This is a genomic window from Curtobacterium sp. AC268 (assembly GCF_979258745.1).
In genome coordinates, this window is the sequence record NZ_OZ409878.1 from 2,856,904 (window position 1) to 2,874,798 (window position 17,895).

General features: G+C 71.0%; 19 protein-coding genes. 11 read left to right on the forward strand and 8 right to left on the reverse strand.

Features of this window, described 5'->3' with window-relative positions; genetic code table 11:
- Positions 1–82: 82 nt before the first annotated feature.
- A complete protein-coding gene (locus tag ACZZ9K_RS13575) occupies positions 83–487 on the reverse strand; it encodes a DUF1304 domain-containing protein (protein ID WP_051596616.1) in 405 nt (134 codons plus the stop codon).
- Between the two features lie 60 nt (positions 488–547).
- On the opposite strand from ACZZ9K_RS13575, the gene ACZZ9K_RS13580 reads away from it, so the two are divergent.
- Together ACZZ9K_RS13580 and ACZZ9K_RS13585 are read left to right on the forward strand one after the other, a co-directional pair.
- Positions 548–871, forward strand: coding sequence for a chorismate mutase (locus ACZZ9K_RS13580; RefSeq protein ID WP_027465022.1), 324 nt, complete (start codon positions 548–550; stop codon positions 869–871).
- A complete protein-coding gene (locus tag ACZZ9K_RS13585) occupies positions 868–1,956 on the forward strand; it encodes a lactonase family protein (protein WP_463444324.1) in 1,089 nt (362 codons plus the stop codon). Before ACZZ9K_RS13580 ends, ACZZ9K_RS13585 begins: the two co-directional genes overlap by 4 nt.
- Before the next feature lie 27 nt (positions 1,957–1,983).
- On the opposite strand, the gene ACZZ9K_RS13590 is transcribed toward ACZZ9K_RS13585, so the two are convergent.
- The 4 genes from ACZZ9K_RS13590 to purS are packed head-to-tail and all read right to left on the reverse strand — an operon-like array spanning position 1,984 to position 6,268.
- Positions 1,984–2,904, reverse strand: a complete 921-nt coding sequence (locus ACZZ9K_RS13590; protein ID WP_463444325.1) for a 2-hydroxyacid dehydrogenase — start codon at positions 2,902–2,904, stop codon at positions 1,984–1,986.
- Between the two features lie 12 nt (positions 2,905–2,916).
- Entirely contained in the window at positions 2,917–5,298 is a 2,382-nt protein-coding gene (purL, locus tag ACZZ9K_RS13595) for a phosphoribosylformylglycinamidine synthase subunit PurL (protein WP_463444326.1), read from the reverse strand.
- A 17-nt stretch (positions 5,299–5,315) separates the two neighbouring features.
- Positions 5,316–6,011 carry a phosphoribosylformylglycinamidine synthase subunit PurQ gene (gene purQ, locus ACZZ9K_RS13600; protein WP_027465024.1) on the reverse strand — a complete coding sequence of 232 codons (696 nt, stop codon included), beginning with the start codon at positions 6,009–6,011 and terminating at the stop codon, positions 5,316–5,318.
- Positions 6,012–6,016: 5 nt separating this feature from the next.
- A complete protein-coding gene (gene purS / locus ACZZ9K_RS13605) occupies positions 6,017–6,268 on the reverse strand; it encodes a phosphoribosylformylglycinamidine synthase subunit PurS (protein WP_017886272.1) in 252 nt (83 codons plus the stop codon).
- 178 nt (positions 6,269–6,446) lie between these two features.
- Here purS and ACZZ9K_RS13610 point away from each other — a divergent pair, with 178 nt between their 5' ends.
- Both ACZZ9K_RS13610 and ACZZ9K_RS13615 read left to right on the forward strand, forming a co-directional pair.
- Positions 6,447–7,055: a PadR family transcriptional regulator gene (locus ACZZ9K_RS13610; RefSeq protein WP_163343268.1), complete on the forward strand. Its 609-nt coding sequence runs from the start codon at positions 6,447–6,449 to the stop codon at positions 7,053–7,055.
- Positions 7,052–8,596 (forward strand): DHA2 family efflux MFS transporter permease subunit, encoded by a 1,545-nt coding sequence (locus ACZZ9K_RS13615; protein ID WP_463444327.1) that lies wholly within the window; start codon positions 7,052–7,054, stop codon positions 8,594–8,596. Before ACZZ9K_RS13610 ends, ACZZ9K_RS13615 begins: the two co-directional genes overlap by 4 nt.
- A 95-nt stretch (positions 8,597–8,691) precedes the next feature.
- Here ACZZ9K_RS13615 and ACZZ9K_RS13620 read toward each other — a convergent pair whose 3' ends face one another.
- A complete protein-coding gene (locus ACZZ9K_RS13620) occupies positions 8,692–9,513 on the reverse strand; it encodes a cytochrome c oxidase assembly protein (protein WP_138802560.1) in 822 nt (273 codons plus the stop codon).
- Between the two features lie 166 nt (positions 9,514–9,679).
- The gene (locus tag ACZZ9K_RS13625; RefSeq protein ID WP_463444328.1) at positions 9,680–10,993 is read right to left on the reverse strand and encodes an acyltransferase family protein; all 1,314 of its coding nucleotides are present in this window, start codon (positions 10,991–10,993) and stop codon (positions 9,680–9,682) included.
- Positions 10,994–11,162: 169 nt separating this feature from the next.
- On the opposite strand from ACZZ9K_RS13625, the gene ACZZ9K_RS13630 reads away from it, so the two are divergent.
- On the forward strand, positions 11,163–11,669 hold the full coding sequence (locus tag ACZZ9K_RS13630) for a Fur family transcriptional regulator (protein WP_232750400.1): 507 nt from the start codon (positions 11,163–11,165) through the stop codon (positions 11,667–11,669).
- A gap of 95 nt (positions 11,670–11,764) precedes the next feature.
- Complete coding sequence (locus ACZZ9K_RS13635; protein WP_463444329.1) at positions 11,765–13,282, forward strand: catalase; 1,518 nt, start codon at positions 11,765–11,767, stop codon at positions 13,280–13,282.
- A gap of 138 nt (positions 13,283–13,420) precedes the next feature.
- Here ACZZ9K_RS13635 and ACZZ9K_RS13640 read toward each other — a convergent pair whose 3' ends face one another.
- The gene (locus ACZZ9K_RS13640) at positions 13,421–13,987 is read right to left on the reverse strand and encodes a GNAT family N-acetyltransferase (RefSeq protein ID WP_463444330.1); all 567 of its coding nucleotides are present in this window, start codon (positions 13,985–13,987) and stop codon (positions 13,421–13,423) included.
- A 103-nt stretch (positions 13,988–14,090) separates the two neighbouring features.
- On the opposite strand from ACZZ9K_RS13640, the gene ACZZ9K_RS13645 reads away from it, so the two are divergent.
- Genes ACZZ9K_RS13645 through ACZZ9K_RS13665 form a run of 5 tightly spaced genes read left to right on the forward strand, consistent with a single transcriptional unit; the run spans position 14,091 to position 17,706 of the window.
- Entirely contained in the window at positions 14,091–14,375 is a 285-nt protein-coding gene (locus tag ACZZ9K_RS13645) for a hypothetical protein (RefSeq protein WP_463444331.1), read from the forward strand.
- Between the two features lie 55 nt (positions 14,376–14,430).
- Positions 14,431–14,982, forward strand: a complete 552-nt coding sequence (locus ACZZ9K_RS13650; RefSeq protein WP_463444332.1) for a hypothetical protein — start codon at positions 14,431–14,433, stop codon at positions 14,980–14,982.
- Entirely contained in the window at positions 14,982–16,025 is a 1,044-nt protein-coding gene (locus ACZZ9K_RS13655) for a peptidoglycan-binding domain-containing protein (RefSeq protein ID WP_463444333.1), read from the forward strand. The genes ACZZ9K_RS13650 and ACZZ9K_RS13655 overlap by 1 nt, the downstream gene beginning before the upstream one ends.
- On the forward strand, positions 16,016–16,618 hold the full coding sequence (locus ACZZ9K_RS13660) for an ATP-binding cassette domain-containing protein (RefSeq protein ID WP_463444334.1): 603 nt from the start codon (positions 16,016–16,018) through the stop codon (positions 16,616–16,618). Before ACZZ9K_RS13655 ends, ACZZ9K_RS13660 begins: the two co-directional genes overlap by 10 nt.
- Positions 16,615–17,706 (forward strand): hypothetical protein, encoded by a 1,092-nt coding sequence (locus tag ACZZ9K_RS13665; protein ID WP_463444335.1) that lies wholly within the window; start codon positions 16,615–16,617, stop codon positions 17,704–17,706. Before ACZZ9K_RS13660 ends, ACZZ9K_RS13665 begins: the two co-directional genes overlap by 4 nt.
- Positions 17,707–17,895: the final 189 nt, after the last annotated feature.

The window sequence follows — 17,895 nt, forward strand, 5'->3', positions numbered from 1 at the left end:
CTGGTCAGTGCCACGAAAGCGACAGGGTGCCGCCGATGTCCGGTGGCACCCTGTCGCTTTCGCAGTTCGGGGAGGAACGGGGCTAGACGCCGATGGTGGAGCCCAGCAGCGCGAAGAGCAGCGCGATCAGGGGGAGCGTGCCCTGCTTGAACGCGGAGTTGACGTACTTGCGACCCGAGCCGAGCAGGATCACCGCGGCACCGAGCATGCTCGCCGTCGAGAACACCACGAGGGTCCAGCCGCTCACGGTGTTGCCGGCCAGTACGAGCACGACGCCGAGGATCGCCCCGATCGCCAGGAACAGGTTGTAGAAGCCCTGGTTGAAGGCGAGCGAGCGGGTCGCCACGGCTTCGGTCTCGGAAGCGATGCCGAAGATCCGGCGCGCTTGCGGACTGGTCCAGATGACCGATTCGAGGAAGAAGATGTACACGTGGATGAGGCCCGCGAGGACCGCACAGACACCCGAGATCACCAGCAGGACCGACATGTGCACATTCTCGCAGCAGCGGGCCGGGTTCCGCTGCACGTCCGCCAGTAGGCTCGGACCATGAACGACGACGTCACCCCGACCGAGGCCGACGCGAGCGCCGTCGCCGAACTGCGGAGCATCCGGCAGAGCATCGACAACATCGACGCCGCCGTCATCCACATGCTCGCGGAGCGTTTCAAGTACACGCAGCGCGTGGGGCACCTGAAGGCCGAGTCGGGCATGCCGGCCGCCGACCCGGACCGCGAACGGATCCAGGTCGCACGGCTCCGGTCGCTCGCCGCCGACTCCCACCTCGACCCCGCCTTCGCCGAGAAGTTCCTCAACTTCATCGTCGCCGAGGTCATCCACCACCACGAGCGCATCGCGGGCCGCGACGAATGAGCGCCGAGCTGCCGTCGCTGCTCATCGGGTCGTACACGGCGACCGGCGGCGGGAACGCCACGGGCATCTCGCTGGCCGACGCCGGACCGATCGGAGCCCTTCCGGCACCCCGGACCGTCGCGGTGCTCGACGACCCCTCGTTCCTGGCGGTCTCGGCTGACCGGGTCTACGCGGTCTCCGAGACGAACGACGGTGCCGTGTCGGCCTTCCGGCTGCAGGGCGGCGCACTCGAGCACCTGTGGGACGCCCCCGCCGGCGGAGACGCCCCGTGTCACGTGCGGGTCGACCCCTCGGGCGCGCTCGTCGTCACGAACTACGTCTCCGGTACGGTCACGGCGATCTCCCTCGCCCCGGCCGAGTCGTACGCCGCCTCGGTGACCGCCAGCGACGGCGTGGTGCTGCACGGGGACGCCGACCAGCGCTCCGTGCCGACCGAGGCCGTCGCGGTCGCCGTGCTGCCCGACGCCACGGGGCCTGACGACGACCGCCAGGACGCCCCGCACGCCCACCAGTCGATCGCCACCCCGGACGGCACGGTGCTCGTCGCCGACCTCGGCGGCGATGCCCTGCACGAGTTCCGCGTCACGGTGTCGGCCGACGGGGTCCCCGCGATCGAGGCACTCCGCGTGCACCACGTGACACCCGGCGCCGGCCCGAGGCACATGGCCTGGATCGACGGTGACCTGCTCGTCGCCGGTGAACTCGACGGGCACGTGCACCGCCTGCGCCGCGACGACTCCGGGTCGTTTGTGACGATCGCTGCCGTGCCGACGTTCGACGGTGCCGTGGGGGAGTCGCTGCTCAGCCACATCGAGGTCGACGAGGCCGGCCGCGCGTACGTGGCGGTGCGCGGGCGCGACCTGCTCGTGGTGCTCGACGCACGTGACGGCGGGCTCGCCGTCGTCGGGTCGGTGCCCTGCGGTGGGGTCTGGCCGCGGCACTTCGCGCGGGTGCCCGGGTTCGTCCTGGTGGCGAACCAGATGTCCGACGCCGTCGCCGTGCTGCCGCTCGACGCCGAGGGCATGCCCGGCGAAGCCGTCGCGCAGATCCCGGTCGGCACCCCGACCTGCGTCGTCCCGCTCTGACGCCGGCGTGTTCGGAGCCGCAGCGCGCTAGAACTCGATCAGGTTCTCGAACGGGCGACCCTCGGCCAGCGCGGCGACCTGCTTGCGCATGAGCTCGATCGACCGCGGCACGCTCAGGTCGGTGTTGCCGCCGACGTGCGGGGTGAGCACGGTGTTCGGCGTCGTCCAGAGCGGGTGTTCGGCGGGCAGGGGCTCCGGGTCGGTGACGTCGAGGGCCGCGAAGAGCCGCTCCGACCGCAGCTCGGCGACCAGGGCGTCCGTGTCGACGACCTTGCCGCGCGCCACGTTCACCACGAGGGCGCCGTCCGGCAGTGCCGCGAGCAGCTCCGCGTCGACCAGGCGTTCGGTCTCGGCGGTGAGCGGCGCGATGAGCACGAGCACGTCGGTCGTCGGGACGAGCTCGGGCAGCTCGCCGAACGCGTGCACGTGCCGGCCGTCCTGCTCGCGAGCGGTCCGGGCGACCACGGTCACCTCGGTGCGGAACGCCTCGAACCGGGTGGCGATCGCGGACCCGATCGCCCCGTAGCCGACGACGGTCACCCGGCGGTCGGCGAGCGATCGGGTCTCGCGGGCGTCCCAGACGCCGTTCGCCCGGTCGACCTGGAACGCCGAGATCTCACGGAGCGACGTCAGCGCGAGGCCGACCGCGAGCTCGGCGGTCTCGTCGTCGTGGATGCCGCGACCGTTCGCCAGCTGCGCGTGCCCGGGCACGTGCGGGACGGCGTGCTCGTACCCGGCGCTCGGCAGCTGCAGCAGCTGGAGCTCGGGCAGGTCGTGCACGAACTGCCAGCGGTGCCGCCCCTCGAAGTAGAACGGCAAGAACGTGATCGCGACGTCGTCCGGGCGACCGTACGGCGACTCGACGTCCCAGACGTCCAGCTCGATGCCGTCCGGCACGGGGCCGAACCGGTCGACGAGCTCGGCGAAGGGCAGGGTGACGATCGGCATCCGCGACCCGGCCTAGGCGTCGGTGCGCGGCGAGAAGGCACCGTCGGAGTCGAGCGGCCCGCGGCCGACGTACCCCTCGGTGACGTCCTCGACGATCACGTCGCCGAAGCGGGCCGGCAGCGTCGCGGCGTGGGTGCCGCGCAGCTCGTCGACCGTGGCCTCGAACGCGCCCTGGACCTCGAGCGTGCTCGACGTCGCGTCGGTCACGCCGATGCGCAGCACCGGGAAGCCCCGGCCGTCGCACATGCCCTGGAACCGCACGTCGTCCTCGCGGCGGACGGTCACGATGACGCGACCGGTCGACTCGGAGAACAGCGCCGTCGCGGTGTCGATGCCGTCGCGGGTCTCGAGCTCGTCGAGGACCACGCGGGCGCCGATGCCGAAGCGGAGCACGGACTCGGCGAGCGACTGGCCGAGGCCGCCGTCCGCCAGGTCGTGCGCGCTGGTGAGCAGCTGCTCGCCGGACGCCGCGTACAGCAGCTCGGCGAGGGCCTTCTCGCGCCCGAGGTCGACCGCCGGCGGACGCCCGCCCAGGTGCCCGTGCACGGTGCCGGCCCACGCGGAGCCGTCGAGCTCGAGGCTCGTGGTGCCGAGCAGGTAGATGTTGTGGCCGTCGTCCTGCCACCCCGACGGCACGCGCTTGGCGACGTCGTCGATGATGCCGAGCACGCCGACGACGGGTGTCGGGTGGATGGGGGTCGAGCCGGTCTGGTTGTAGAACGACACGTTGCCGCCGGTGACCGGGATGCCGAGCTCCATGCAGCCGTCGGCCAGGCCCTCGACCGCCTCGGAGAACTGCCACATGACCTCGGGGTTCTCGGGGGAGCCGAAGTTCAGGCAGTCGGTGACGGCGGCGGGGACGGCACCGGTGACGGCGACGTTGCGGTACGCCTCGGCCAGGGCCAGGCGTGCACCCTGCTTCGGGTCGAGCTGGCAGTAGCGGCCGTTCGCGTCGGTGGCGATGGCGACACCGAGCCCCGTTTCCTCGTCGACGCGGATCATGCCGCCGTCGTCGGGGAAGGACAGCGCGGTGTTGCCGAGCACGTAGGTGTCGTACTGGTTCGTGACCCAGTTCTTCGACGCCAGGTTCGGCGAACCGAGCAGGCTGAGGAACTGTGCCTTCAGCGCGGGGCCGTCGGCCGGTCGGTCGAGCGAGGCGGCGGTGTCGGCCTGCAGCGCGTCGATCCAGGTCGGGTAGGCGACCGGGCGGTCGTAGACCGGGCCGTCGACGGCGACGGTGCGCGGGTCGACGTTCACGATCTCCTGGCCCTGCCAGTCGATGACGAGTCGGCCGGTGCCGGTGACCTCGCCCAGCACACTGGTCTCGACCTCCCACTTGCCGACGACGCTCAGGAACTCGTCGAGCTTGTCGGGGCGGACGACCGCCATCATGCGCTCCTGGCTCTCCGACATCAGGATCTCTTCGGCGGTGAGCGTGGGGTCGCGGAGCAGGACGTCGTCGAGCGAGATGTGCATGCCGCCGTCACCGTTGCTCGCGAGCTCCGAGGTGGCGCAGGAGATGCCCGCGGCGCCGAGGTCCTGGATGCCCTCGACCAGGTCCTTCTGGAACAGCTCGAGGCAGCACTCGATCAGGACCTTCTCGGCGAAGGGGTCGCCGACCTGCACGGCCGGGCGCTTGGTCGGGCCGCCCTCGGTGAAGGTGTCGGACGCCAGGATAGACGCGCCGCCGATGCCGTCGCCGCCGGTGCGGGCACCGAACAGGACGACCTTGTTGCCGGCACCGGACGCGTTGGCCAGGTGCAGGTCCTCGTGGCGGAGCACGCCGACCGCGAGGGCGTTGACCAGCGGGTTGCCCTGGTACACCGGGTCGAAGTAGGTCTCGCCGCCGATGTTCGGCAGGCCGAGGCAGTTGCCGTAGAACGAGATGCCGCCGACGACGCCGTGCACGACGCGTGCGGTGTCCTCGTGGTCGATCGCACCGAAGCGGAGCTGGTCCATCACGGCGACGGGGCGGGCGCCCATCGAGATGATGTCGCGGACGATGCCGCCGACACCGGTGGCCGCGCCCTGGTACGGCTCGACGTAGGACGGGTGGTTGTGCGACTCGACCTTGAAGGTCACCGCCCAGCCGTTGCCGACGTCGACGACACCGGCGTTCTCGCCCATGCCGACCATCAGGTTCTTCGTCATCTCCGGCGTGACCTTCTTGCCGAACTGACGGAGGTAGTTCTTCGAGGACTTGTAGGAGCAGTGCTCGCTCCACATCACCGAGTACATCGCCAGCTCGCCCGAGGTGGGGCGGCGGCCGAGGATCTCCTTGATGCGGGTGTACTCGTCCGGCTTCAGGCCCAGCGCGTCGTACGGCTGCTCCTTGTCGGGGGTGGCTGCCGCGTCCTGCACGGTGTCGGGCTTCGGGCGAACGGGTGTCGTCACGGTGTCGTTGTTCCCTGTCACTTGACGAGCGCGTGCTCGATCACGGAGGTGAAGAAGGTCAGGCCGTCGGTGCCCGAGGCCATCGCAGCGGGGGTGTCCGGGCCGAAGCCGGCCTCGGTCGCGTGTTCGGGGTGCGGCATCAGGCCGACGACGTTGCCGCGCTCGTTCGAGACGCCGGCGATGTCGTCGATGGAGCCGTTCGGGTTCACGCCGACGTAGCGGAACACGACCTGGCCGTTGTCCTCGATGCGCTTGATCGTGTCGGCGTCCGCGACGAAGCGGCCGTCGGCGTTCTTCAGCGGGATGGTGATCTCCTGCTGGGCGCTGAAGCCGGAGGTCCAGGCGGTCGCGGTGGTCTCGACGCGGAGCTTCTGGTCGCGGCGGATGAACTGCTGGTGCGCGTTGCGGGTGTGTGCTCCGGGGACCAGACGGGCCTCGGCCAGCATCTGGAACCCGTTGCAGATGCCGAGCACGGGCATGCCCTTGCCGGCGGCGTCGATGACCTCGGCCATGATCGGGGCCTTCGCGGCGATCGCGCCGGCACGCAGGTAGTCGCCGTACGAGAACCCACCGGGCAGCACGATGGCGTCGACGCCCTGCAGGTCGTGGTCGCCGTGCCACAGGGCGACGGGGTCGGCGCCGGCGAGACGGACGGCGCGCTGGGCGTCGCGGTCGTCGAGCGAGCCGGGGAACGTGATGACGCCGATGCGCATCCGGGTCACTGGCCTTCGACGGTCACGGACACGACGTCCTCGATGACCGCGTTCGAGAAGACGTCGGCCGCGATGTCACGGACCTCGGCGAGCTTGGCGTCGTCGACGGGGCCGTCGACGGTCACCTCGAAGCGCTTGCCGATGCGGACGTTGGTCAGGTCGGCCTTGCCGAGGCGGGCCAGGGCGTTGCCCACGGCCTTCCCCTGGGGGTCGAGGATCTCGGCCTTGGGCATGACCTCGACGACGATCGTTGGCACGTGTTCTCTCCAGCACTTCAGGGGTGGGGGGACGCGACCAGTCTACGGGGCGCGCGCGACACGCCGGGACGGCCCCGGGCCTCCAGACCGGCTCTTGCTGTGCGTTTGCTCACGTCTGTTCCAACGCGTATATTCCAGTTCGAATAGTCAACAACGAACAAGCGGACTGGAGGCTCGTGTGCCGTCGCTCACGCCACTCGCGTTCGCCGCGCTCGGGCTCCTGGCCGAGGGGCCGACGCATCCCTACGAGATGTTCCAGACGATGACGCACCGACGGGACGGCCGGAACGTCAAGGTCCGGCCCGGCACCCTGTACCACCAGGTCGGCCGCCTGGTGGAGCTCGGCCTCGCCGAGATCGTGGGGACCGATCGGGCGGGCAACCGTCCGGAACGCACCACCTACGCCATCACGGACGACGGGTGGACGGCCCTGCACGACGGGCTCGTCCGGCTGATCGCCGAACCGGCCGAGGAGTACCCCGTCTTCCACCTGGCCGTCGCCGAGATCGAGAACCTGTCGGTCGACGAGGCCGAGTCCGCCCTCCGGGCACGGGCCGTCGCACTCCGGGCCCAGCGCGACGAGGCGGACGAGATCCTCGGGGTCGTCCGTGCCAAGGACCTGCCCGAGCGGTACTGGCTCGACGTGTCGTACGTGCGTGCCATGCTCACGACGCAGATCGAGTGGCTCGCCGCCACGGCCGACCGGATCGCCGCCGGCCACATCTCCTGGGACGCCTCCGTCGCGTCCGCAGACACCACCACGAACAGCAAGGAAACCACTCGATGACCACCGTCACGCCTCAGCGGACGACCGAGAAGAAGCCGTGGCCTGCCCTGTGGGCACTCGTCGTCGGGTTCTTCATGATCCTCGTCGACTCGACCATCGTGTCGGTCGCCACCCCCACCATCGCCCAGAAGCTCGACGCGGACATCAACTCCGTGATCTGGGTGACGAGCGCCTACCTGCTCGCCTACGCCGTGCCGCTGCTCATCACCGGCCGGCTCGGCGACCGCTTCGGCCCGAAGGTCATGTACCAGATCGGCCTCGTGGTCTTCACGCTCGCCAGCCTGTGGTGCGGGCTGGCCGGCTCGATCGAGGTGCTGATCGTCGCCCGCGTCGTGCAGGGCCTCGGCGCCGCGATGATGAGCCCGCAGACCATGTCGGTCATCACGCGCATCTTCCCGCCGCAGAACCGCGGCGCGGCCATGGGCCTCTGGGGCGCCGTCGCCGGTGTCGCGTCGCTCGTCGGCCCGATCGTGGGCGGCCTGCTCGTCGACGGCTTCGGCTGGGAGTGGATCTTCTTCGTGAACGTCCCCGTCGGTGTCGTGGCGTTCGTGCTCGCGCAGCGCTTCGTGCCGTCGTTCGAGCGTCACGGACACCGCTTCGACTACCTCGGCATCTTCCTGTCGGCAGCGGGCCTGTTCCTGCTCGTCTTCGGCATCCAGGAAGGCGAGACCTACGACTGGGGCGTCATCGCCGGCCCGATCTCGGTGTGGTCGCTCATCATCGTCGGCCTCGTGGTGCTCGCCGGCTTCGTCGTCTGGCAGGGCGTGCAGAAGGGTGAGCCGCTGCTGCCGCTCGGCCTGTTCAAGGACCGCAACTTCACGCTGGCCAACGTCGCCATCACGGCCGTCGGTGTCGCGATCGCGTCGTTCGCGCTGCCGATCATGCTGTGGGCACAGGACGTCCTGCGCTTCTCGCCGACCCAGGCCGCACTGCTCCTCGTGCCGCAGGCCGTGCTGTCCGCCGCGCTCGCGCCGATCGTCGGCAAGAACCTGAACCGCTGGAACCCGCGCTGGGTCGCCTCGTTCGGGCTCGCCTGCTTCTCGGTCGGCCTGTTCTGGTTCGGCGCCCTGCTGTCGAGCGGTGCCGAGTGGGGCTGGGTGCTCCTGCCGAGCGCGCTCCTCGGCCTCGCCAACGCCTGCATGTGGGGACCGCTGTCCGTCTCGGCGACGCGCAACCTGCCGCCGAAGCTGGCCGGTGCCGGCTCGGGTGTCTACAACACCACGCGCCAGATCGGTGCGGTGCTCGGTTCCGCCGGCATCGCCGCCCTGATGGAGGCGCGGATCACCGCGAACTTCCCGGCGTCGTCCGGTGGAGCCACGGCCGGTGGCGCGGAGCAGCAGGTCGGCGCACTGCCGGGCTTCCTGCTCGAGCCGTTCTCCAAGGCCATGGGTGAGTCGCTCTACCTGCCGGCGATCGTGCTCATCGTGGCCATCGTCGCGGCGCTGTTCCTGGCGAAGCCGAAGCAGACCGTCGCCTGGCAGCAGACCGGCTCGGTGACCACGCAGCCCGACGCCGAGCCCGCTGGAGCCCCGTCGAAGTAGGGCACGAGCGCACTTCGTGAGCAGGAATGGTCGGGTCGCCTTCGGGCACCCGACCATTGCTGCTCACGAAGTGGAACGCGGGAGATCCCCGACGCTCAGCCGCGGCGCTGCAGGTGCGCTCGGGTCAGCTCGTCCATCTGTTCGTCGGTCAGGGCGTCGACGGCCCGGGCCTCGCGGCGGTCGGTCCGCTGCCACCGGATGAACAGGGCGACGAGCACGGGGATGTCCGCCACCTCGGCGATGAACCACAGCAGGTCGCCCGCCAGGTGCTGGTCCTGCAGCGGTGACGGGTACCAGGCCCGCCCGACCACGGGCACGAGGGACCCGTCGAGCACGTGGTTCGTGATCCGCAGCACGATGCCGGGCACCGCGTCGACGACGAGCTCGACGAACGCCAGCAGGAACTCGGCCGTGGCGAACGTCGACGAGACGAGCACGCCGACCTCGGACAGCGGTGCGAGCAGGCCGAAACCGAGCGCCGGCACGGCCACGGTGATGACGGCCGCCCATGCGGGGGACTCCCGGATCACCGCCGAGAACGGGGTGAGCAGGACGGCGAACAGCGCGAGCGCGACCAGCGGCGCGACGATCGCGTTGCCGAGCAGGCGCACCGGACGTGACCCCATGACCGCGTCGGCGACCTGCGCGAGGCGAGCCGGGCCTCCGATCCGGAGCAGTGCGACGGGCGCACCGAGCGCGGCGAAGGTGGGGACCGCGAAGAACAGCAGGGCGGCCCGCAGGACGAAGGCCCAGCGCAACCGCTCGTCGTCGACGCCGACGATGCCGAACTGCAGGACGCCGAACAGCACGAGCGCCGTGGCGAAGGCGAGCGTGCGCCACCACGGCCACCGGGCACCCCGTCGCGCCGCGCCGACGACCCACCGGCCGTAGGCGACCGCGGCGACGACGAGGAGCACCGCCGCCAGGGGGTCGAACCGCCAGGTGCTCCAGAACTCGGGTGTCGACGGCGTGGGGAGCCTCCTGGTGATCAGGCGGACTCGTCCTTCGCACCGCCGGAACCATCCTCCGTCCGCCCGACGTCCGGCGGGGGTCCGTCGTGGCCCCGCGACGGTGAGAACCGGTTCAGATCCGGGCGACCCCGCGTGCCGGGACGGTCCGCGACAGCAGCCAGACGCCCACCGGCACGGCCACGGCACCGACGAGCGCGACGCCGAACGACAGGTGCAGCTGCATCACGAGGAACGCCGGGCCGATCGTGCAGAGGGCGGCGAACGCGACGACCGGCCACGACGGACGGTCGGCCGAGGGCAGCAGCCGGGGGAGCGGCCGGTCGAACCAGCGCAGGGCCCTGGCCACCCCGATCGCGACGGCGAGCACCACCACGAGTGCGACGACGCGCGACGCCCACCACGGACCGGACCCCGGCGCCGGGAACGGCACCCCGACGAGCAGTGCGACGCCGTTCAGCGCGATGAACAGCGGCAGGTGCCACAGGTAGATGGTCATGCCGTCGCGGCCGAGGACGAACACGGCCCCGAGTGCGGCCCGCGTCCGCATCAGCCTGGTGAGCGGAGCGTGCACGAGCTGGACCAGACAGGCCTGCGCGATCGCCAGGAACGCCAGCGGGAGCATCGGCGGGTTGAGGTCCTGCAGCATGTCCGGTGCCCAGAGCCCGACCGAGGTCATCGGCACGAGCACGGCGTACGCGGCGACGGCGATGCCGAGCAGGAGCGCCTTCGACCGGCGCGCGAACCAGCCGTCGGCCCAGAGGAAGCCGAGCTGCTGCGCGAAGAGCCACACCGGGCCGAGGTTGAGCAGCCCGACCTCGGCGACCCCGGTGGCCAGGCGGACGGCGTCGACCGCCCCGGCGAGCACGAGCAGCACGCCGAGGGTGGCCCACGGTGCTCGCTCGTGCAGGCGCATCATCACGGGCACGCAGCACTGGGTGATGCCGTAGGCGGCCAGGAACCAGAGCGGCGAACCGATGCCGAACGCGACCTCGGCCAGGAGCTCCGGCGGCGTGCCCGCGGCCGTGGCGACCCCGAGCCCGAGCGCGAGGAACACGAACAGCGGCACCGCGGGCCGGAACAGCCGCACCAGGCGGGTGGCCAGGTAGTCGCGGGCGGGGCTCGGCGCACCACGGGCGACGGTGCTGCGCCAGCCGACGGCGCTCGCGAACCCGCCGACCACGAAGAACAGCGGCATCACCTGCCCGACCCAGGTCGCGGCGACGTACCAGGGGAGTTCCTGCAGCGGGCTCGTGACCCGCACCCCCTGGTCATCGGCAGCGACGCCGACCATCGTGACGTGCACGATGACGACGAGGACGACGCAGGCCGTCCGGATGAGGTCGACGACCAGGTCCCGCTTCGCGATGATCCCCCGGACGTCCGCGGTGCTGTTCGCCTGTTCAGGCAGACCCTGGCTCGTGGACATGTCCGGACGTTAGCGTGCAGAACGGTCGGTCCAGGGTCGTCCCAGCTGATCGCGACCGGATCGTGACACTTCGTATTCCGGTAGCGGCATGTGGGTCCTCGCTGGTCGGCAGCAGAAGCTCGTGTACAGTGAACGCGTTGTCTTGATTCCTGCAAAAGAAAGGCTCAGCATGGACGCCGACGCCGATCTGCTCCGTTCCTCGGGGCTCCGGGTCACGACCCCACGACTCGCGGTGCTCCGCGCGACGGACTCGATGCCGCACGCCACCGCGGACGACATCGTCACCGCGCTCGCCGTGGAGCTGCCGACCACCAGCCACCAGGCCGTCTACGGCGTGCTGAACGCCCTGACCGGCGTCGGGCTCGTCCGCCGCATCGAACCGGCCGGCAGCCCTGCCCGGTACGAGCGCCGCACCGGTGACAACCACCACCACATCGTCTGCACCCTGTGCGGCGCGATCGAGGACGTCGACTGTGCGGTCGGCCACTCGCCCTGCCTGACGCCGTCCGAGACGCACGGCTTCGCGGTCACCACCGCCGAGGTCACCTACTGGGGCATCTGCGAACGCTGCGCGGCGGCAGAGCGCGACGACGCGGAACACGACGACGCAGAGCTCGACCACCCAGACGCGCCCGACGCGAGCGCGCAGGCGCCCAGCGCCCCCACGCCCGCCTGACGGCGACTGCCCACCGCACCGGCCGCACGACGCGCCGGACCCCGAACCACCCGAGCACCCCTGACCGAACCAACGTCCCACCTCCAGGAGGAACCGTGTCCGACCAGAACACGCCGACCGGCACCCCGACCACCACGACCAACAGCGGCGCCCCCGTCTCGAGCGACGAGCACTCGATGGGCGTCGGGGCCGACGGCCCCCTCGCGCTGCACGACCACTACCTGGTCGAGAAGCTCGCCCAGTTCAACCGCGAGCGTGTCCCGGAGCGCGTCGTGCACGCCAAGGGTGGCGGCGCCTTCGGTACCTTCACCGTCACGCAGGACATCAGCCGCTTCACCCGTGCCGCGTTCCTGCAGCCGGGAAAGCAGACCGAGATGCTGGCGCGTTTCTCGTCCGTCGCCGGTGAGCAGGGCTCCCCGGACACCTGGCGTGACCCCCGCGGCTTCGCGCTGAAGTTCTACACCGAAGAGGGCAACTACGACCTCGTCGGCAACAACACCCCCGTCTTCTTCATCCGCGACGGCATCAAGTTCCCGGACTTCATCCGCTCGCAGAAGCGCCTGCCGGGTTCGCACCTGCGCGACCACGACATGCAGTGGGACTTCTGGACCCTGTCGCCTGAGTCGGCGCACCAGGTCACGTGGCTGATGGGCGACCGCGGCCTGCCGGCGAGCTGGCGCGAGATGGACGGCTTCGGTTCGCACACCTACCAGTGGATCAACGCCTCGGGCGAGCGCTTCTGGGTGAAGTACCACTTCATCACCGAGCAGGGCCACAAGACCCTGACGCAGGAGGACGCAGACCGCATCGCCGGCGAGGACGCGGACTTCCACATCCGCGACCTGCACGCCGCGATCGAGCGTCAGGACTTCCCGCGCTGGACCCTCAAGGTGCAGGTCATGCCCTACGAGGACGCCGCCAGCTACCGCTTCAACCCGTTCGACCTGACGAAGGTGTGGCCGCACGCGGACTACCCCCTCATCGAGGTCGGCACGATGGAACTCAACCGCAACCCGGAGAACTACTTCGCGCAGATCGAGCAGGCGACCTTCGCCCCCTCGAACTTCGTGCCCGGAATCGCGGCGAGCCCGGACAAGATGCTCCTGGCGCGCATCTTCAGCTACGCGGACGCACACCGGTACCGCGTCGGCACGAACCACGCCCAGCTCCCGGTGAACGCCCCGAAGAACGAGGTCCACTCGTACTCGAAGGACGGCGGCATGCGCTTCGACTTCCAGAAGTCCGAGGTGCCGGTGTACGCGCCGAACTCGCTCGGTGGTGCGCACGCCGACCCGAACGCGACCGACGACGCCCCGGGCTGGGAGTCTGACGGTGCGCTGCAGCGTTCCGCCGCGACCCTGCACCCGGAGGACGACGACTTCGGCCAGGCCGGCACGCTCGTCCGTGAGGTCCTGGACGACGCCGCCCGTGAGCGCCTGGTCGGCAACATCGCCGGCCACGTCTCGAAGGTGACGCGCGACGACCTGCGCGAGCGCGTGTTCGCCTACTGGACGAACGTCGACGCCGACCTGGGTGCGCGCGTGCGCGCCGCGGTCGCGCCGAGCGCGCCGGGCTCCAACGAGGACCCGGAGAAGGTCGCGGTCGAGGCGTAAGCCCCGCTGGACGACCTGACGGACAGGAGGCCCGGTACCAGCTGGTACCGGGCCTCCTGTCCGTCGGTCGTTGTGTCTAGACCTGCTGGCCGTTCAGCCAGATCGGGCCGGCGCGTCGGGGGTGCCCAGTCCTCGTGCTCAGACCTGCTGGCCGTTCAGCCAGATCGGGCCGTCCGGCCAGTCCTCGAGCTGCGCTGCCACCGGCAGCGCCATCCAGCCGCCCTGCTCGGTGTTGCTGACGCCCGCGCCCTCGGCGGTGAACGCCGAGAAGGTGCCGACGGCCTCGGGGAACTCGTGCCAGCCGAGCTTCGCGTAGAAGGGGATGCGGTCCTCGCCCGCGCCGAGGAACCCGAAGGGCACGCGGAGTCCCTCGAGGACCGCGGCGGTGCGGGTCATCAGCTCGCGGCCGACGCCGGTGCCCTGCAGTCGGGGCGACACGGCGACCAGGCCGGTGTCGCCGACCAGGAGATCCTGCCCGCCGACGGAGATGTACATGCGGCGGATGCCGACGTGGGCCAGGACGACCCCGTCGGCGTCGTGCGCGAGCACCCGGCGTTCCGGCTGCATGCCGGACCAGCTCCGGCCGCCCACGTACCAGTGCGACCAGTCGGGGAAGGCCTGCCCGAGCAGTGCCGCGATCGCTTCGTGGTCGGGGAGCGACAGCATGCTCTCCTCGACCACCTCCCACCGGATGTCATCAGTCACGCGTCCATCCTGCACGGATGTGGTGACGGTCGTTGCGTTCTCGCACTGACCGGTAATACGTTAACGGTGACACCGGGGCGATGTCGCAACGAAGGGGAGATCGATGTCGATCAAGAACGTCGTACTGGGTGCGGTCGTGCTGGGGAGTGTCGTGGGCGGCGGGATCGCGGTCGACACCGTGACGGCGCCGGAGACGAGTGCGGCGACGTGCTGGCGGAAGGTGACGCAGAGCACGGGCTTCAACGAGTCCGGTTGTGGTCGCGCTCAGCACTTCAACCGTCTGCGGAGCGGGACGATGAAGTGGGGGAACGTGGTCGGTGGCAACAAGTGGTCCTACCAGGCTGCCTGCTGGACCAACATCGCCCAGTACGGCATGACCCGGGCCTGACGCGGTGATTCGGAGCAGGCTTCGGGGAGCAACGATCGTCGGGGCAATCGCCGCCGTGGGGCTCGTCGGTTGTGCCCAGGCGGATGCTGCACCCCGGGTCGTCGATCCGTCGGGCTTCTCCGCGGCCGGGCCGTGGGCGGGTGAGTTCGCGGAATCAGCCGCCGACGCCAGCCCGTACCAGCGGCAGATCCTCTCGGACGGAACGATCTCGGCGCGGGAGGTCGCGGATGCGCAGTCCCGCATGAGCGCATGCATGCGGGATCTCGGCTACGACTACACGACAGCGGAGGACGGCACGTCCGAAGCGTCGCCGCTCCCCGGGCGGAAGGCTGAAGACGCCACGGCCATGAACGATTCGAAGTCGAAGTGCGCGAAGGACTTCGACAGCGACGTGACCTACCTGTTCAACGAGGTCCGGCGGAACCCGGAGAAGCAGGACGAGGCAACGATCACTGTCGCGTGCCTCCGTGCTGCGAAACTCGTCGACGACACGTACACCGAACGTGACTGGCGTGATCAGAACGACGACGGGAACTTCTCCTTCTCGCCGTGGGATCCCGCAGCCGTACAGTGTCGGCTGGACCCCCTCGGCCTCTGGCGGCAGTGATGCGCTTCCCGTCTGCCGCGCTCCTGGCGCTCGGGGCGATGGTGGTCGCAGCGGCGACGGCCGCCGCCATCGTGGTCGTTGTGCCGGCCGAGGTCCCGGCCGCACTCCGGACGGCGGCCCCCGCGAGCACCGTCCGGGTGACCGAGCGCACCGATGCCGACGAACGACAGGTGCAGCTCGCACTCGACATCGGTGCCCCACGGGCGGTCGTGACGTCGCGGACCGGCACGGTGACGATGTCGACGTGCTCGACCGGGGCACCCGTGGGGAGCGGGGACGTCTTCGCGCAGGTCGACGGGCGGCCGGTGATCGCGCTCGCCAGTGACGAGCCGCTGTGGCGCGACCTCGAGCTCGGCGACCGCGGGGCTGACGTCACGGGGTTGCAGCGGGAACTCGCGCGCCTCGGTGCCGGATTGAGCATCGACGGCGTCCTCGGCCCGGGCACGCTCCGCGCTGCGCAGCAGTTCCTGGTCGACCGAGGCGTCGACCGCGACGACCTGCCCGACGACGTCGTGCCGCGGGCCCCGTTCGCATGGGTACCAGCCGCCGAGAACACCGTCCTGACGTGCGTGGCCGTCGTCGGGGCAACGGTCGGCGCCGACGGTGTCCTCGTCGAACTCCCGGCCGAACTCCGCGGTGCGCGCATCGAGGCGCTCCCGGTCGATCCGGCGCCGGGGAAGCGCGTGCTGCGGATCGGGAATGCCGACGTCCCGATCGACACCGCAGGGGTGGTCTCCGCGCCGACGGACCTCGCTGCGATCACCGCCCTGCCGGAGTACGCGGCGACGGTCGCTTCGGCGGACGGCGCACCGACGGTGGCCGCGACCTGGACGCTCAGTCGCCCACGAACCGTCCAGGTGGTGCCACCGACGGCCCTCTGGGACCTCGTGGGCGCGCAGGCATGCGTGCAACCGACGACGGGGCGGTCACTCCGGGTCGAGGTGCTCGGATCGGAACTCGGGCAGTCGTTCGTCCGGGTGCCCGGCGGACGAACGCTCGACCGGATCAGTGCCGCGCCGGACCGGTCCAGCTCGTGTCGGTGACGCTCGAGGGCGTCGGGCACGTCTGGTCGAACGGCACCGTGCTGTTCGACCGCGTCGACCGCACCTTCGCCGAGGGGACCGTGACCGCGGTCGTCGGGCCGAGCGGTTCCGGCAAGTCGACGCTGCTCGCGATCCTCGCCGGGATGCTCCGTCCGACGCGCGGTGCCGCCGTCCGTCCGCCGGGCTGTCGGCCGCTCTGGGTCTTCCAGAACCCGTACGGGGTGGCCCGCCGCCGCGTGCTCGACCACGTCGCGTTGCCGTTCGTCGCCCAGGGCGCGGATCGTCGGACCGCGGACGTCCGCGCGCTCGGGGTCCTCGAGCGCTTCGGGCTTAGTTCGCGGGCGCACGCGCGATTCGCCGAACTGTCCGGTGGTGAGGCGCAACGCCTGATGCTCGCGCGCGCGATCGCGAGTGCGCCGGGTCTGATGCTGGTCGACGAGCCGACGGCGCAACTCGACCGGGCGACCGCGATCGAGGTGAACCGTGGGATCGGTGCGCTCGCCGCGTCGGGGACGGTCGTCGTCGTCGCCACGCACGACGACGCGACCCGTGACGCCTGCGACGGAGTGCTCGATCTCGGGCGGTACCGATGAGCCTTCGCCGGATGCGGGTGACCGAGGTCTGGCGGGAGGCGTGGCGCGACATCGCTTCCGGAGCCTCGTGGGCAGCGACGTCCGCTGTCGTCCTCGCGGTGCTGCTCAGCGGTGTCGTGGGCCTGCGCGCAGCTGCGGTCGCCGATGACGTCCGAGCGGCTGCGGTGTTCGTCGCGAGCGGTGCGGCGACGACCGTCCAGCGGGCCGAGGGCCGGATCGACGGCCGCGTGTGCGATGCGCTCGTGGACACCGAAGGGGTCATCGCGTCTGGTGCGTTCCGGCGCCTCGACGTCGGGGTCGTCCCCGCCGCACTGCCGGGCTCGGCGATCCCGACCTACGAGGTGACCGCCGGGGTGCGTGGTCTGCTCGGCGGCTCCGATGCCGACGGCACCGCGGGAGTGATCGTCTCGCCCACGGTGCACGAGACCCTGGGCCTTGCTGCCGGCGATCGCCTCGTGACGGCGGGCGGTGCGGGCACCGGAGTTGCCGGTGTGTACGACTACCCCGACGACGGTCGGGACCCCGACCTGGAGTACGCGGTCCTCGCGCCGACGGTGGACGACGGGTCGCCGTTCGACGCCTGCTGGGCGACGGTGTGGCCACAGCGCGACGACACGGTCGCGATGCTCCGGCGCACCGTCCTCCCGGCGAGCGGGGCCGAGGGTGAAGACCGACCGACCGCCGGTCAGCTCAACCCGACGCTGGGCGCGGTCTTCACGCCCGCGGCGCGGCAGCCAGTGGTCGTCCCGTTCGGTGCAGCCGCCCTCGTGGGGCTGACGATCGGCGGGGCAGCGGTCGCACGGCGTCGGCTCGTCCTGGCCTCCGATCGGCACGTCGGGGTACCGCGGAGTGCGCAGGTCCTCGGCGTTGTCCTGCAGCACCTGGTCTGGGCATCGGTCGGGGCGGTGGTCGCGACGAGCGTCGCGGTGGTGTCGGTGCGTGGCCTCGACGTCGACGATGCGCTGCCGATCGTGCGCGAGGCGATCGCGATCGCGTCCCTCGGGCTCGTGGGCGCGCTGCTCGGTGGGGCGCTCGCCGCGGCCGCGATCCGCGAGCGCGCGCTGCACCGCTACTTCCGCTCCCGCTGACCGCGGCCGGCGGGGCGGACGCGCACCGGGCCTCCCGTCGCCTGCGCGCCCCGTCTGCTGCGCGCCCCCGTGCGCCAAAGCGACAGATCGCCGCGAACTGTTCGCAGAGACCTGTCGCTTTGGCGGGTACCGCGCACCGGGATGGCGTGGATCTGTCGCTCTGGCGCAGGCGACCGACGCCCATTTGGT